This is a genomic window from Nonomuraea sp. NPDC026600 (genome assembly GCF_040638335.1).
Taxonomy (GTDB): Bacteria; Actinomycetota; Actinomycetes; order Streptosporangiales; family Streptosporangiaceae; genus Nonomuraea.
Map to the genome: position 1 here is coordinate 75,024 of NZ_JBEZYD010000027.1, position 16,252 is coordinate 91,275.

A 16,252-nucleotide genomic window follows, 5' to 3' on the forward strand; every position below is an offset into this window, starting at 1 on the left:
TTCCTGGGAGTAGCCATGGACTTGATCTTCATCGGCATCGTCGCCGCTCTGGCCCTCGTCGCCATCGTCGCCTTCAAACTGGTCTGGCGCGTCGCCGAGCCCAACGAGGCGATCATCATCTCCGGCTTAGGCGCGCGCGGCAGGGAGACCCTCGGCTTCAAGATCGTCACGGGTAAGGGCGCGCTGGTCGTCCCCGGGTTCCAGACCGCGCGCCGCATCTCGCTGGACAGCCGGGTCTCCGCGCTCGAAGTCAAGTGCGTGACCAAGCAGGGCATCCCCGTGCACGTACGCGGGGTGGTCATCTACAAGGTGGGCGACGACTTCGCCTCCATCGCCAACGCGGCGCGGCGCTTCCTCGATCAGCAGAAGACCGTGGACGACAAGACGCACCAGCTCTTCTCCGGACACCTCCGCTCGATCATCGGCAACCTCACGGTCGAGGACCTGATCATCAACCGCGACGCGCTCACCAACGAGATCCGCACCTCCTCCTCCGACGAGATGAGCAAGCTCGGCCTGATCGTCGACTCGATGCAGGTCCAGGAGATCGAGGACGCCACCGGCTACATCCTCAACCTCGGCCGCCCGCACGCCGCCGCCGTGTCGGCGCTGGCCAGGACCGCCGAGGCGCAGCGCGACCAGGAAGCCAACACCGCCGAGCAGGAGGCCCAGATCAAGAAGTCGGCCGCGATCCGCGAGGCCCGCATCCGGCAGGCCGGCTACCAGGCGGAGATGGACCGGGCCTCGGCCGAGGCGAAGCAGGCCGGGCCGCTCGCCGACGCCACCGCGCGCCAGCAGGTCGTGGTCCAGCAGACGACGGCCGCCGAGCTGGAGGCGCAGCTCGCCGAGAAGCGCCTGGAAGGAGAGGTACGCAAACCGGCCGACGCGCGGGCCTACGAGCAGGTCACGCTCGCCGAAGCGGACCGGCGCGCCGCCGTGTCGCGGGCTCAGGCCGAGGCGGAGGGCATCCGGCTGCGCGGGGAGGCCGAGGCCGAGGCGACCAGGCTGCGCGGCATGGCCGAGGCGGACGCGGCGCGGGCCAAGGGCCTGGCGCAGGCCGACGCCATCAAGGCCCGCGCCGACGCGCTGGCCAGCAACCAGGAGGCGGTCGTCGCCCAGCAGCTCGCCGAGCGCTGGCCGGAGGTGGTCGAGGCGGGCGCCAAGGCGTTCGGCAACGTCGAGCACATGGTGGTGCTCAACGGTGCTCAGGGCGTGGAGGAGATGCTGGCCAAGGCGCTCACGCTCGGCGGCGCCGGTCTGGGCCTGGCCAGAACACTGCTCAACCGGCCCGCGGCGGAGCAAGTCGTACCCGCACCACCCACGCCCAATGGAGCAAACTCCGAGGTAGTTCGCGAAACCCCTGAATTCCGCGAATAGCGCCGTTACTCAGCTCGTCAGTCTGCGCTTCCTCTAGCGTTTTATGGTAAGTCGCTTGAGTGAGGTGGAGAATTCATGCTTAAGGCCTTTTCCATCCTTTGTCTGAGCATGATGGTCATGTCGGGATGTGCCGCCGACGAGGTCGTGGAGGCGCCCCCGAAGCCGTCCGCGCCCCCGCCGGCCTCGCCGTCCCCGTCCCGGCCCGCGCCCGGCGCGGCCAGGCTCCGGGCCGGCCTGCTGCCCACCCCCAAGGGCATGAGCCTGGCGTACGGGCCGGAGATCGGGGCGTTCGGCGCGCTCAAGTCCACCAAGCAGGGGCTCGACGCCGTACGCCAGGCCAAGCTCGACCGGCCCGAGTGCGCCGGGGCCGCCCGGCTCGACGCCGCCAAGCCCGAGGTCGGCCGCGCGCCCGCCGCCGTGGTCGCGTTCTCCTCTGACCGGGGCTCGATCACCCAGGCGCTGGTGTCGATGCCCGCCTCCGCCTTCCCCGCGCCGCTGCCCGCGCAGTGCGCCGCCTACGGGGCCGTCGTGCACGGCACCCGGGTGACCTACCGCACGCGCGCACTGGACATGCCCAGGCGGGGCGACGAGTCGCGCGCCTACCTGACCACCGCGTCGGGCGGCCACAGCGACGCGCAGGTCGGCTCGGTGGTCATCCGGCGCGGCAAGGTCATCATGAGCATGCTCGTCGTCGGGCAGCAGGTGGAGCCCGCCGACCTGTTCGAACTCGCCGGCCTGGCCGACCAGAACCTGGCCCGCATCACCCGCTGACACCGCCCTGACCGCACCGGTGCGTGGCTGGTGCGTGCGCGGTGCGCGCCCTCGCCGAGGCTTCCTGTCATCGGAAGACGACGACGAGGGAGCACCCCGATGAACAGCAAGAACATCCTGATCTCCGGCGCCAGCCTGGCGGGCCCCGCGCTCGCCTACTGGCTGACCCGCTCCGGCCACCGGGTCACGGTCGTGGAGCGCGCCCCGGCCCTGCGCGAGGGCGGCCAGGCGGTCGACTTCCGCGGCGAGGCCCACATGACCATGCTGAAGCGGATGGGCATCCTGGAGGAGATCCGCCGCTGGCAGACCGCCCCCGGCCCCCTGGAGATCATCGACGGCACCGGCGCCACGAAGGTGTCCCTGCCCGCCTCGTTCGCCGGCGGCACCGTGGAGATCGCCCGGGGCGACCTGAGCCGCCTGCTGTACAACCTGACCAAGGACCGCGCCGAGTACATCTTCAACGACTCGATCGCCACGCTCACGGAGACCGCCGACGGCGTGGAGGTCACCCTCGACAGCGGCAGGAAGAGCACCTACGACCTGGTGATCGGTGCCGACGGCATGCACTCGAACGTCCGGCGCCTCGCCTTCGGCCCCGAGGACGACTACGTCAAGTCCTCGGGCTATTACGTCGCCCTCTACAGCGTGCCGGATCTTCTGAACCCCGTGAACCGCACGGTCATCTACAGCGAGCCCGGCCGGGGCGCCGCGGTCAACGCCACCCCGGAAGGCGGCGGCGTCACCCTCGTCTTCACCTCTCCGCCGTTGGCCTACGACCACAGGGACATCGCCCAGCAGAAGCGACTCGTGGCGAAGGCCTGCGCGGGAATGGGCTGGGAGATGCCGACCCACCTGGAGGCGCTCGACGGGTCGAGCATCTTCTATTTCGACTCGATCAGCAAGGTCCACATGGACCACTACACCAAGGGGAGGGTGGCCCTGGTGGGAGACGCGGGCTACGGTGCCACCGTGGGCGGCATGGGCGCGGGCATGTCGTTGATCGCCTCCTACGTCCTGGCCGGCGAACTGGCCGCGGCCGACGGCGAGCACGAAGCGGCTTTCGCCGCCTACGAGACGGCCATCCGCCCGTACACCAAGGCGTGCCAGCGCATAGCCGGCAACGCGGGCGGCTTCTTCGCCCCGAAGACGCGCAGGGGAATCACCATCCGCGACGCCGCCTACAGAATCCTGACGACGAAGGTGTTCAGCCGCCTGCTCGACAACCTGACCACGAAGGCGGCGAACGCCATCAAGCTGAAGAACTACCCCGTCTGACGTACGGCGGAAGAGCGGCGACAACTCCACCGGCCAAGAAGACGCACGTCACGGCGACTAGCCCGCTCCACCGGAGAAGCGTGCCCCTGGACAGGCCCCAGCCCCGTACGGTGCTTGGGGCCCACCGGGCCGGCCGTAAAACAAAATCAAATAAGCACGTGAGAGTCCGGCCGCCCCACAAAGGAAAACTGTGCGTTCCGGGTGAGCTTGATGTGGTCGGCTTGCCAGGTGTGCATGGCGGCGTCGGCGCTGCGCCAGTAGACGAAGTTGAACCGGTCCGCGGAGTAGATCTTGACGCTGTCCTCCTTGAGCCTGCGGACCAGGTGCGTGTCCTCGCCCCGGGTGATGTCCGCGAAGCCGTACGACCGGAACATGTCCGCCTTGCCAAGGAACGTCCCGCCCTGCACGAGGAAGGAGTACCGGTGCTCCAGCCCCGGCAGCCGCAGCATGGTGGTGTTGAGGCCCTCGAAGTAGGCGTAGTGGGCGCCCTTGCCGACGAGTTCGGCGTCGGTGTAGTCGAACGCCCTGACCAGGTCCGACAGGTAGTGCTCGCCGTACAGGTTGTCGTCGTCCATCTTGGCGATCAGCTCGCCTTCGGCGGCGGAGATGCCCAGGTTCATGCAGGCGCCCAGCGACAGCTCGGCCGAGGCGGGCAGCACGACGACGTCGGAGATGCCCGCCATGCGGGCCTTGTCGGCCACCACCACCGGGTCGATGTCCAGGCCGTGCAGGACCATGACCAGCTGCAGCGGCCGGTGGATCTGCTTGGCCACCGAGGAGATCGCGTGCTCGATCTGCGCGGCCCGGTTGGTCGGCAGCACCACGGAGATCGACCGGGGCCGCGTCGAGACGGGCCGCCCGAGGAACTGGAGTATCTGGTCCACCCGGTGCGTGAACAGGTGCTTGTCGAACACCTCACGCATCGCCAGGTGCCCCATGCGGGCCCGCAGCTCCGGGCTGTTGATCAGGTGCAGCACCTGGTTGTACGACTCGACCGGCTCGCGGGCGATCGGCAGCAGCTCGCCGAACGTCTCCTCGATCGCCCGGGACCAGCCCGAGACGACCGGCGTCGAGCAGGCCGACAGCTCGAACACGCGGCGCGCGCACATCGTGGGCGAGTCGAGCACCGAGTTGACGTTGAGGAAGACCTTGTACATGCGGTAGGCCGCGAGCATCTGGTCGTAGGGGAGCTCGCCCACGATGTGGGGTCTATACTTCTCCGGCCAGGCGTACTTCTCGTCGACCTCGCCGTTGCGGGCGAAGATGTGCAGGCCCAGCTCGCGGATCGGGTCGACGACCGTCTCCATCTGCTCGCGGCGTTCGGGATGCTTGTCGCGGAAGTACATGCCGGCGAAGACGACGTCGTGCAGGCGGCCCTGCCGCTGCTGAATCGGGTTGTGCACGCGGGGCTGGGCGGCGAACTGGAGCACGTCCACCCGATCGTGGCCCAGAGTTTCCCGATATTTCGGCACCATGTCACCGTCGCAGGTGAACACGTAGTCGAACAGCTTGGCCGTGTCGATGAAGAACTCGAAGTTCGGCGGGTCCTCCTTGTTCCAGAAGACCGTCGGGATCCCTTCGGCGCGGCACCACGCCACGAGGTCGCGCAGCGGGTCCTTGGGGGCGTTCGTCCCGGTCATCTGGTAGCGCCAGCGGCCCTGGTTCCCGTGCCAGGCCGACTCGCAGAACAGCAGGTCGGGCCGCTTCTCGGCGAAGATCTCCGGCCAGTCCTTGAGCCCGAACTCGATCTGGTCCCACTCGTACTTGAACGCCATCCGCGAGAAGTCGTCCAGGATGACGGCCACCTTGAGGTCGGGCCGGTTCACCGGCCCGGTCGGCCACTTCACGGTCGGCACCTCGACCAGCGGCGGCCGGTGGTTGGCCGTCTCGACGGCCTCGGTGACCGGGGTCGGTGCCACGGGCGCCCGGTCCTTGGACCTGACCGCCTCCAGCACCTTGCCCGGACTCTTCGACCCCAGCGCCTCACCCAGCTTGAACGTCCGCTTGGCCTGGGTGGCCGCCAGCTTCCAGGTGGCGTAGGCGGCCTTGGCCTCGGCTATCTCCAGCCGGCGGCGCAGCTCCCTGACCTCCGCCTCGTAGCGCTCGACGAGCTTGCGCTCCTCGGGCAGCCAGTTCACCGGACCGAGTCGCTGGTACGTGGGCTCTTCGGGGGTTTCGGCCATGGGGATACGCGCCTTATCGCTTAGCGGAGGTATGTCATGGTACGGCGGGGACCGTACGGAATGAGGGGCTTATTCGGAACGCACACCCTGCGCGGCGGGCGAGAGGTTGTCCCCCTTGAGCCAGGCCGAGATGACCCGGGCGATGCGCGGCCCGGCGGCGCCGTCCCACAGCGGCGGCAGCTCGCCCGACGGCGTCGCGGCCCCGTCGGACAGGGCCTTCCCGGCGGCGGCCGGCAGCAGGGCCGGGGTGACGAGGCGGTTCGTCCCGTGGGTGATCGTGATCGGCCGCTCGGTGTTGGGCCGGACCGTCAGGCACGGCACGCCCAGCATCGTCGTCTCCTCCTGCACCCCGCCCGAGTCGGTGACCACCAGCGCGGCCCCCCGGACGAGCGAGAGGAAGTCCACGTAGCCCAGCGGCTCGATGACCTTGACCGAGGGGCCGTCGACCAGGCCCGCCTCGGCCAGCCGGGTACGCCCCCGGGGGTGGATCGGCACCACGATCGGGATCTGGCGGGCGACGTCCAGGACGGCCGAGACCAGCTCCTTGGCGGCCTCGGGGGTGTCCACGTTCGCCGGGCGGTGCAGGGTCGCCACGGCATAACGAGCCGGTATGCCCAGCCGCGCCACCACGGGCGCCGGGTCCAGCGAGGGCAGCGCGGAGAAGAGGCTGTCGATCATGGGATTGCCCACCAGGTGCACCTTGGCGGCGGGCACGCCCTCGGCCGCCAGATGCGACAGCGCGTCGGGCGAGGTGGCGAAGAGCAGGTCCGACAGGGAGTCGGTGACGATCCTGTTGACCTCCTCCGGCATGCCCCGGTCGAACGAGCGCAGGCCCGCCTCGACGTGCGCGGTGCGGATCCCCAGCTTGGCGCAGACGAGGATCGCGGCCAGCGTCGAGTTCACATCGCCGTAGACCACCACCAGGTCGGGATCGTGCTCGAGGACGACCTCCTCCAGGCCGACGAGCAGCGCCGCGGTCTGCTTCGCGTGGCTGCCCGAGCCGACCCCGAGGTTGGCCACCGGTTCCGGAAGTCCCAGATCGGCGAAGAACACGTCGGACATCAGCGCGTCGTAGTGCTGACCGGTGTGAATGATGCCCTGCCGCACGCCGAGTTCACCGAGTGCTCGCACCACCGGGGCCGCTTTCACGAAATTGGGACGGGCGCCCAGAACGTGCAGGACCAGGGGGTTCTCCCTCATTGACCTCGCCTTTCATAGCGGAAGGGAAAAAACGCTGCCTATGGTACGGTCACCGCGTGGCATCCGACGCCAGTCGTGAAGACTCTCCCAGACCTGACGGCAAGGTATCCGCCAAGTCCGCCCGTGCCGGTGTCGGCGGCCTTCTCAGGGGCTTCGTACAGCATCCGATCATCGTCTCCCGCGTCGTCATGACGAAGGTGAAGGCCGATCCGGTGCGCGTCGCGCAGGCGGCGGCCGAGTCGCTCCCGCCGGTGCTCCGCCCCGTCGTGGGCAAGCTCGCCTGGCCGGTCGCCCGCCGGGCCAGGCGCGCGGTCCGCAAGTTCAGCATGCGGGTGCTCAAGGGGCCATGGGACGAGGCCAAGGAGCACTGGGACCAGGGCCGGATCACCGAGGCCGCGGCCGTGCTCGAAGCCCACACCAAATACCCCTTCGTCAAGCGCAGGGCCGCCTACTACCGGGGTGAGCTGGCCGCGATCAGCCCCGACCCGATCCCGCCGGGCCCCAAGGTGGCCGTCGTGGACCGGGTGGCCGGGCGGGTCCTCCACTGCGTCACCAACGCCCTGCCGTACACACAGGCCGGCTACACGGTCCGTACGCACCGCATCGTCATGGCGCAGCAGGCCAAGGGCCTGGATCCGCACGTGGTGACCAGCTGGGGCTGGCCGATGCTGCAGGGGCACGCCGACGCGCCGCCGTTCGAGGAGCTCGAGGGGATCCCCTACTACCGGCTGCTGCCCGACGGGCACGGTGAGATGCCGTTCGAGACCCGGGGGCGGATCATCAGGGGCGCCGAGGGGGTCACCAAGCTCGTCGCGGAGCTCCGGCCCCAGGTGCTGCACGCCGCCACCGACCACCGCAACGGCTCCATCGCGCACGCCGTACGAGAGCGGACGGGCACGCCGTTCGTCTACGAGGTCCGCGGCTTCCTGGAGGAGACCTGGGCCTCCCGCGACCCCGGCCGGATCGGCAGCCAGCGGCACGTGCTCCAGCGCGAGCGCGAGGCGTTCCTGATGCGCGAGGCCGACGCGGTCGTCACGCTGGCCGAGACGATGGCCACGGAGATCGTCGAGCGGGGCGTGCCCAGGGAGCGGATCTTCCTGGCGCCCAACGCGGTCGACGACTCGCTGCTCACGGCCGCCTACGACGGCGAGACGTTCAGGTCGGCGATGGGCATCGCGAGGGACGAGATCGTCGTCGGCTCGGTGTCCAGCATCGTGGGCTACGAGGGGTTCGCGACGCTGCTGCGGGCCGCGGCGCTGCTGCGCGACGAGGGCTCGCCGGTGCGGGTGCTCATCGTGGGCGACGGCACCGAGCGTGAGGCCCTGCTGGAGCTGGTCGGGGAGCTGGGGCTGACGAACGCGCTCCTGCCGGGACGGGTGGGCCCCGACGAGGCCCTGCAGGCCCAGGCGGCCATCGACATCTTCTCCTGCCCGCGCGAGGACCTGCGGGTGACCCGGCTCGTCACGCCGTTGAAGCCGGTCGAGGCGATGGCGCTCGGCAAGCCGGTCGTGCTCAGCGACCTGCCCGCGCTGTCCGAGCTGGTCGGTTCCGACGGCGCCGGGCTGCTGGTGCCGCCGGGCGATCCGGCCGCGCTGGCCAAGGCGCTCGCCGGCCTCAGGGAGGACCCTGCCAGGCGCGCGGCGATGGGTGAGGCGGGCCGGGCCGAGGTGGCCGCCAAGCGTACTTGGGGCCGCGTTGCCGAAACTTACCGGGCCCTCTACCGATCCATTACCGAATCATGACCTTGGGATTGGCTGTCGGTTCGGACTGGTTCGGTCGCATTAGGCGTGAGCTAGGTGGACTTGAGATAACCTTTGCGACCATGAAGTGTTGTTTCCGGCTCTCGAAGGCACAGCTGTGACAGAAATCGACTTGGCTGTCATCGGTCTGGGCTACGTCGGCATGCCGCTCGCCAAGGAGGCGGTTGCCGCCGGCATGCGGGTCGTCGGCGTGGACGTCGACGCTCGCAAGGTCGAGGCGCTCAACGCCGGGCAGTCCTACATCGATGACCTGACCGACGCCGACCTCGAGCACATGCTGGCCAACGGGTTCAGCGCCACGCTCGACGAAACCGTGCTGGCCCGGAGCAACACGATCGTCATCTGCGTGCCCACTCCGCTGGATGAGGACCACCGTCCGGACCTCTCCTCCGTCGAGGGCGCCACCGGGTCGGTCGCGCGCAATCTGAGCAAGGGCACGCTGGTCGTGCTCGAGTCCACGACGTGGCCGGGCACCACCGACGAGGTGGCCCGCCCGATCCTCGAGGGCTCGGGTCTGGTGGCGGGGGAAGACTTCCACCTGGCCTTCTCGCCCGAGCGCATCGACCCGGGCAACCCCAAGTTCGGGCTGCGCAACACGCCCAAGGTGGTCGGGGGCTACACCAACACCTGCCGCGACCGCGCGACGGCGTTCTACGGCCAGTTCATCGAACAGGTCGTGCAGGTCAGCGGCACCCGCGAGGCCGAGATGGCCAAGCTGCTGGAGAACACCTACCGGCACGTCAACATCGCCCTCGTCAACGAGATGGCGATCTTCTGCGACGAGCTGGGGATCGACCTGTGGGAGTCGATCGAGGCCGCGGCCACCAAGCCGTTCGGCTTCCAGAAGTTCCTGCCCGGTCCTGGCGTCGGCGGGCACTGCATCCCCGTCGACCCGTCGTACCTGTCCTACACGGTGCGCAAGCTCGGCTACCCGTTCAGGTTCGTCGAGCTGGCCCAGGAGATCAACGAGCGGATGCCGTCCTATGTGGTGGCACGGGTACAGCGTCTGCTGAACAGGCATAAAAAGCCCGTAAATGGTGCCAAGGTGGTTATGCTCGGCGTGACCTACAAGCCGGACATCGCCGATGAGCGGGAGACCCCGGCCCTGCCGGTGGCGCGTGCGCTGCTGGAATTGGGCGCCGATCTTTCGTTCATTGATCCTTATGTTCACAAATGGTCCGTAGACGGCACTCCGGTGCCACGGGAAGAAGATCTGGCCGAGGCCGTGATCGACGCCGACGTGACACTGCTGCTGCAGCAGCACGCCGCGTTCGACCTCGACATGGTCGAGGCGAAGGCCAGGCTCGTGCTCGACACCCGCGGTGTTCTCACCGAGGGTGAACGCGTCGAGCGGCTGTAGCGACGGAGGGTTGCGCGCAGTGCACGTGCTCGTCATGACGGTGGTGCATAACCCCGAGGACGCGAGGATTCTGCATAGGCAGATCCGTGCCCTCGTGGATGCTGGTCATGAGGTCACGTATGCCGCCTCGTTCACCGCCCACGGTCTCGTACCCCGTCCTTGGGTCACCGGCGTCGATCTGCCCAGGGCCGCGCAGCGTAGACGCGTGGCCGCGGTCTGGGCCGCCCGCAAGCTGTTCAAGCGCATGCGGCGCAAGGTCGATCTCGTGCTGGTGCACGACCCCGAGCTGCTGTTCGCGATCTGGGGTGTGCGCAACCGCCCGCCCGTGGTCTGGGACGTGCACGAGGACACTCCGGCGACGCTCTCGCTCAAGCCGTGGCTGCCGTCGCTGCTGCGTCCCCCGATGCGCTTCCTCGCCCGGATGCTGGAGAGCACGGCCGAGCGGCACCTGCACCTGCTGCTGGCCGAGACGGCCTACGCGGGCCGGTTCAAGCACGCCCACCTGATCGTGCCGAACGAGACCTGGGTCCCCGACTCGGTCACGCCGCCCGGCGACGACCGGGTGGTGTACCTGGGCTGGCTGTCCAGGGCGCGGGGCGTGATGGACGCCGTCGAAGTGGCCCGGTTGCTCCAGCCGTACCGGGTGGGGGTGGAGCTGATCGGCTACGCCGACCCGCAGAGCCGTCCGGTGCTCAACCAGGCCGTCACGGAGGGCCTGCTGGAGTGGCGCGACTTCATGCCGAACGACGAGGCGCTGAAGCGGCTCGACGGTGCGCTGGCCGGGCTCTCCCTGCTGCACGACGAGCCGAACTACCGCCACTCGATGCCCACGAAGATCGTCGAGTACATGGCCCACGGCATCCCCGTCATCACGACCCCGTCCCCGCGCGCGGTCGAGCTGGTCGAGCGGTACGACAGCGGCGTCGTCGTACCGTGGGAGGACCCGAAGGCCGTGGCGCAGGCCGTGCTGACCCTGAGGGACGACGTGCGGGAGCGGCGGGCGCAGGGCGCGCGCGGCTACGCGGCGGCCCGGGCGAACCACCACTGGCCCAACTCGGCCAAGAGGTTCGTGGCCCAGCTCGAATCGTGGGCCGGCGTCAAGAACTAGGCGTCAAGAACCAGCGGTTTATCTTCGGCAGATCACTAGGGCGGTAGGTTCCTCATCGTGCGCTGGCTCCTCGTGCTCCTCGGCGCTGCGATCCTGGCCGCCGTCGCGGCGGTGATCGTCGTGCTGCCCAAGGACGAACCTCCCAAGCAGGCCAGCCAGCAGGTCAAGGCGACGCCGACCCGCACGGATCCCACGCCGAAGGTGAGCGAGATCACCGACAAGTGTGGAACGTTCGAGACCAAGGAGAAGGCCCCGTACGCCGTCACCGGCTACTGGATCACCCCCAAGTCGAACCGCTGCACCTGGCGCCATCAACTGGAGGACATCCACAACCTCGGCGGCGACACGGTCATCAGGATCGGCTACGGCCTGCAGTTCCGCACCACCGACGACGAAGGCCGCGTGGAGACCAAGAACGGCGAGCTCGACCCGCTCTACAAGGACTGCGTGGAAGACGGCCTGAGCTGCCGCGACGCGGCCGAACGCGATCTGCGGCAGGCCAACCCGAAGAACCGCGTCTCCCGCGTGTACGCCTACCGCACCGACGAGTCGTTCGGGCCCGGCCTGTTCCGCTGCTCCCAGATGGAACACAAGATCACCGTGGGCAACCGGGTGTACTTCCGTGTCCTCACCCCGATGGACGGCGGCTCCGACGACTCCACCTGCGACTTCACCAAGCCCAGGCCGTACGACATGATCCTCGTCGCCGGCTCGGACACCGACAGCCTGACGCAGCTCCTCGACCTCGGCGAGCAGTTCGGTGTGCGGGTCTTCCCGGCGCTGCCGCTCGCGCCGCGCGACCCCAAGACGCCGACCAGGGCCAACGACAAGCACATGGACACGCTCAGGACGCTGACCCGCCGCATCCTCCAGGACTACGGCGCGCGCTTCGCCGACCGCGCCTCGCTCGGCGGCGTGTACCAGCCGTTCGAGGTACAGATGGCCGACACGCTCGTGGACAACCCCACCCTCAAGGTGTACGCCGAGCAGCACCAGATCGTGGAGCAGGAGCTGCCGGGCAAGCCCATCCTCATCAGCCCCTACCTCGACGCCCGCAAGCGCGTCCCCTTCGGGCAGACGCCCAAGCAGGTGGCCGAGGCGTTCGTGGCACTGGCCAAGACCGGGGTGGGCATCATCGCGCCGCAGGACAGCCGCGGCACCGGCAAGGTCGGCCTGTTCTGGCCCGACCAGCGTGACACCGAGGTCGACGCGCGGCTGCGCTCCGTCGTCGGCGAGACCACGTACGGCACGGCCTACCACGGCTCGACGCGCGACTACTACCGCGAGATGTCCACGGCCCGTGAGCAGATGCTCCAGGCGGGCTACGACGTGCAGCTCTGGGCGAACGTCGAGGCGTTCGAGCCTTCGGGCGACCAACCGTGCGCCCCGCAGGGCACCCGCGGCAAGACCGACAAGGAACGTCTCGACCAGGCCGTCACGATGGCCGGCCGCTACGTTCAGAAAATCGTCTCCTACATGTGGAGCGATTTCATGACCTGCGGCTCTCCCTCGCTGGAGACGGAGATCACCAAGGACTGGCAGCGGCCGATCGCGGTGGACGCCATCCGGCGCTCCCGCGACATCCAGGACGGCATGGAGGTGCGCGGCTACCACCTCAAGGACGGCACGATCACCGTCCAGTACGGGGACGAGCTGAAGGAGCTGGTGGTCTCCGCGGTGGGCTGGCTCGACGAGGACCCGCTGGAGGACCTGCCGGAGGGCATGCAGACGGCCTGGGTACCGTTCGACTGGACCCAGGTGCCGCCGGACGAGTGGGTCAAGGTCGGCGTGCGGCTCCCCTCGGGCAAGGCCACCACGGAGCCACTCCACGTCCGCATCGTGGCGTGATCGCTCCCGGCGCTTCGGACGCCTCGGACCGCCCGGCGTGTAACGTGCCTGCCATGGTCCCGAGCATCCCGGTCAGCGTCGACCTGGTCGTGCTCACTGTGCGCTGCCAGGCCCTGAGCGCGCTCGTATGGCGCCGGGACAATCCCCCCTTCCTGCGACGCTGGTCGCTGCCCGGCGGCTTCATCCAGCTCGACGAGGACCTCCCTGCGGCGGCCCAGCGCATCCTGGCCGAACGCGCCGGCCTCCCCGGCGCTCCGGTGCACCTGGAGCAGCTCCAGACCTACGGCTACCCGGACCGCGACCCCCGCCAGCGCGTGGTCAGCGTCGCCTACCTGGGCCTCGCCCCCGACCTGCCGGCCTCGGAGAAGGCCCACATGAGCTGGCAGTCCGTCGACACCCTGTCGGTGATGGCCTTCGACCACCGCCGCATCATGCTGGACGGCATCGAACGGGCGCGGGCGAAGCTGGAGTACACCTCACTGGGCGCCGCCTTCTGCCCCCCGGAGTTCACGGTGGCGGACCTGCGGCGCGTGTACGAGATCGTCTGGGGCCGCCCCCTGGACCCCCGCAACTTCCACCGCAAGGTCACCAAGGCGGAGGGCTTCCTGGTGGAGACAGGCGCCACCACCACCCGCGACGGCGGCCGCCCGGCCAAACTCCACCGCCGCGGCCCCGCCGAACTCCTCCACCCCCCGATGCTGCGCTCCTTGAAGGAATAGCGGCTGGGATCTTATGGCAGGGCGAAAATGTCAGCGGCGGTGACGCATAGCGTGTCATGCGGCGCGTGTGTGATCTCCTCGCGGGCACACACCGCGTACCGCAGCTCCGAAGCGTCACCCGTCAGATGCGCCGCCTTCGCCGCCAGCCCGGTAACGATGCGCGCGCCGTCGGCCTTCTTGGCCCACTTGGCCTCGCCCACCATGACCGGCCGGCGCGACCGGCCCGCCAGCACGGCCGCATTGATCTGATGCTGTCCGTCAGCTTGCCACCATGGGCCGATCGCCACGACATCCGGCCCGATCTCAGCAGCACGTAGCCGGAGGTGGTCGCGGAACGCCTCCTCCCAGGCTGCCCCGAGGTGGTCGTTCAAGGACTCGATGAGGACCGGCAACACCGTGTCGCCCAGCCCGCGATCGATCTCCGGCAGAACACGGGACAATGTGCCGAGGTAGAAGGCGAGGAAGTTGTCGGAGATGCGGTAGATCTTGCGCCGCCCGCGTCCGTTCTCGGTGACGGGCTGAATGCGTTCGACCAGCCGGAGAGCCAGCAGATCGCTGAGCGTCCTGCTGGGATCGGCGCGGACAGCGTCGCCGATCTCGTTGTGCTTGGTGTAACCCTCTGCGATGGCCTGTAGCGTGGCGGCCAGATGGACGCCCTTACCGGCCTCCGTCGCCAGGACGAGATCCCCTTCCCGGATCATCTTGGCGTCGGGGTGGCAAGCCAGCCGGGCCAGGTTGCGTTCGACTGACAGCTCAGAGCGCCACCAAGACAGGTAGAGCGGCATTCCGCCCACGATGCCATACACCAGCGCTCGGTCCGCCGGCGAGAGGGCGGGCAGCATCGCGGCGGCCTCGTGCGGTCGGAACGGGTGCAGCTGCATGGTCAGGTCGAAACGCCCATAGAGCGGTGCCCGATACTCCTGGATCGACCGCATGATGCGTACGGCCGAGCCGCACACGATGACGCGCAGCCGCGTGTGCCCGTGCGAGTGGTCGAGGAACGCGCGAAGGGTGCCTTCGAGCTCGGGAGCCGCCGTGATGAGCTCGGGGAACTCGTCGAGGATGAGCAGGAGCGGCTCGTCGGCGGCTTCCCTGCCGAGGTGGTCCAGCGCCTCGTCCCATGTCTGGTAAGGACGCGCGACGAGGTCACGCATCGGTGAGGCGATGGTGGATGCCACACGACTGGACAGCTCCGCCAGCTCGCGGTGCGCCGTACGGCCTCCACCGGTGTGGAAGATCGCCCGTTTGCCCTGGGCGAAGTACTGGAGCAGCGCCGTCTTGCCGACTCGCCTACGCCCCCACAGCAGTGCTGGACGCGGGTTTGGCTCGTCCCACCATTCCTCCAGCGTCCGGAGTTCGGCCTGCCTTCCCACAAACTTCATGATGTCAATGTAACCGACAAAAATGTCGGTGACATGCTCGTCACTGATATTCATGTCAGGTCGGATCCCACTGCTGCCTTGCAGGTCGGCTTCTTCTAGGGTGAAGCCATGCCTCGTTTCCGCTCGATTCTGGACACCATGCCGGCGTACAAGCCTGGCAAGGCCGTGACCTCCGCTGACGGCCGCTCGTACAAGCTCTCCTCCAACGAGTCGCCCTACGACCCGCTGCCGTCCGTGGTCGAGGCGATCGCCGAGGGGGCGCGGCAGGTCAACCGCTACCCCGACCCGGGGGCGGTCAGGTTGACGGAGGCCATCGCGGAGCGGTTCGGGGTGCCGGCCGAGCACATCGCGCTCGGCGCGGGGTCCGTCACCGTGGCGCAGCAGCTGTTCGAGGCGGTGGGGGAGCCGGGCGGTGAGGTGATCTACGCGTGGCGGTCGTTCGAGGCGTACCCGCTGCTGGCCGACCTGTCCGGGGTGGAGTCCGTCAGGGTGCCGCTGGCCGGCGAGGACCACGATCTGGACGCCATGGCCGAGGCGATCACCGACCGGACGCGCATGATCCTCGTCTGCAATCCCAACAATCCCACCGGCACCGCGATCCGCGAGGCCGAGCTGGTGGCGTTCCTCGACCGGGTGCCCGAGGACGTGCTGGTGGTGCTGGACGAGGCCTACCGCGAGTACGTGCGCGACGAGGACGTGCCCGACGGCCTCACCCTCTACCGCGACCGGCCGAACGTCTGCGTCCTGCGGACCTTCTCCAAGGCGTACGGGCTGGCGGGGCTGCGCGTCGGTTACCTGGTGGGGCACGAGGCGGTGGCGTCGGCCGTACGGAAGACGATCATCCCGTTCGCCGTCAACCACCTCGCGCAGATAGCGGCGATCGCCTCCCTGCGCGCCGAGGACGAGCTCCTGGAGCGGGTCGACACGGTGGTCAAGGAGCGGACCCGGGTACGCGAGTCGCTCATCGCCCAGGGCTGGACGGTCCCCCTGACCGAGGCGAACTTCGTCTGGCTGCGCCTCGGCGACCGCACGCTCGACTTCGCGGCGGCGTGCGCGGCCGAGGGCGTGGCGGTGCGGCCGTTCGCGGGGGAGGGCGCCCGCGTGTCGATCGGCGATCCGGAGGCGAACGACGTGTTCCTCGCGGCCGCGGCGGCCTTCAAGGCGAGTTGACAGTTCGCGGGGTGAGGCCCTGTAATGGGCCTCTTGTCGCGTGTCGCCGGCCGGAGGACGTCGGCGGCATGGAGGCACCGGTTGTAGGGGATGATGTCG

12 protein-coding genes are annotated in these 16,252 nt (G+C 69.1%); 9 read left to right on the plus strand and 3 right to left on the minus strand.

The window, feature by feature from the left end; all coding sequences use genetic code 11:
* The first annotated feature begins 15 nt into the window (after window positions 1–15).
* The 3 genes from AB0F17_RS43955 (at window position 16) to AB0F17_RS43965 (ending at window position 3,423) form a co-directional block, all read left to right on the plus strand.
* Window positions 16–1,377, plus strand: coding sequence for an SPFH domain-containing protein (locus AB0F17_RS43955; RefSeq protein WP_358035953.1), 1,362 nt, complete (start codon window positions 16–18; stop codon window positions 1,375–1,377).
* A gap of 117 nt (window positions 1,378–1,494) precedes the next feature.
* Window positions 1,495–2,148, plus strand: a complete 654-nt coding sequence (locus AB0F17_RS43960; protein ID WP_358035955.1) for a hypothetical protein — start codon at window positions 1,495–1,497, stop codon at window positions 2,146–2,148.
* A 99-nt stretch (window positions 2,149–2,247) separates the two neighbouring features.
* On the plus strand, window positions 2,248–3,423 hold the full coding sequence (locus AB0F17_RS43965) for an FAD-dependent monooxygenase (protein ID WP_358035957.1): 1,176 nt from the start codon (window positions 2,248–2,250) through the stop codon (window positions 3,421–3,423).
* A gap of 146 nt (window positions 3,424–3,569) precedes the next feature.
* Here AB0F17_RS43965 and AB0F17_RS43970 read toward each other — a convergent pair whose 3' ends face one another.
* Window positions 3,570–5,606, minus strand: a complete 2,037-nt coding sequence (locus tag AB0F17_RS43970; protein WP_358035959.1) for a glycosyltransferase — start codon at window positions 5,604–5,606, stop codon at window positions 3,570–3,572.
* A 69-nt stretch (window positions 5,607–5,675) separates the two neighbouring features.
* Window positions 5,676–6,806, minus strand: coding sequence for a UDP-N-acetylglucosamine 2-epimerase (non-hydrolyzing) (wecB, locus tag AB0F17_RS43975; protein WP_358035961.1), 1,131 nt, complete (start codon window positions 6,804–6,806; stop codon window positions 5,676–5,678).
* A 56-nt stretch (window positions 6,807–6,862) separates the two neighbouring features.
* Here wecB and AB0F17_RS43980 point away from each other — a divergent pair, with 56 nt between their 5' ends.
* The 5 genes from AB0F17_RS43980 to AB0F17_RS44000 all read left to right on the plus strand — a co-directional run bounded on the left by AB0F17_RS43980 (window position 6,863) and on the right by AB0F17_RS44000 (window position 13,601).
* Entirely contained in the window at window positions 6,863–8,548 is a 1,686-nt protein-coding gene (locus tag AB0F17_RS43980) for a glycosyltransferase (RefSeq protein WP_358035963.1), read from the plus strand.
* A 115-nt stretch (window positions 8,549–8,663) separates the two neighbouring features.
* The gene (locus AB0F17_RS43985; protein WP_358035965.1) at window positions 8,664–9,926 is read left to right on the plus strand and encodes a nucleotide sugar dehydrogenase; all 1,263 of its coding nucleotides are present in this window, start codon (window positions 8,664–8,666) and stop codon (window positions 9,924–9,926) included.
* A 19-nt stretch (window positions 9,927–9,945) separates the two neighbouring features.
* On the plus strand, window positions 9,946–11,034 hold the full coding sequence (locus tag AB0F17_RS43990; protein WP_358036124.1) for a glycosyltransferase: 1,089 nt from the start codon (window positions 9,946–9,948) through the stop codon (window positions 11,032–11,034).
* 57 nt (window positions 11,035–11,091) lie between these two features.
* Entirely contained in the window at window positions 11,092–12,882 is a 1,791-nt protein-coding gene (locus AB0F17_RS43995) for a DUF4434 domain-containing protein (RefSeq protein ID WP_358035967.1), read from the plus strand.
* Between the two features lie 53 nt (window positions 12,883–12,935).
* Complete coding sequence (locus tag AB0F17_RS44000) at window positions 12,936–13,601, plus strand: NUDIX domain-containing protein (protein ID WP_358035969.1); 666 nt, start codon at window positions 12,936–12,938, stop codon at window positions 13,599–13,601.
* A gap of 11 nt (window positions 13,602–13,612) precedes the next feature.
* On the opposite strand, the gene AB0F17_RS44005 is transcribed toward AB0F17_RS44000, so the two are convergent.
* The gene (locus AB0F17_RS44005) at window positions 13,613–14,983 is read right to left on the minus strand and encodes an ATP-binding protein (RefSeq protein WP_358035971.1); all 1,371 of its coding nucleotides are present in this window, start codon (window positions 14,981–14,983) and stop codon (window positions 13,613–13,615) included.
* Window positions 14,984–15,091: 108 nt separating this feature from the next.
* On the opposite strand from AB0F17_RS44005, the gene hisC reads away from it, so the two are divergent.
* Window positions 15,092–16,153 carry a histidinol-phosphate transaminase gene (hisC, locus tag AB0F17_RS44010; RefSeq protein ID WP_358035973.1) on the plus strand — a complete coding sequence of 354 codons (1,062 nt, stop codon included), beginning with the start codon at window positions 15,092–15,094 and terminating at the stop codon, window positions 16,151–16,153.
* Window positions 16,154–16,252 lie beyond the last annotated feature (99 nt).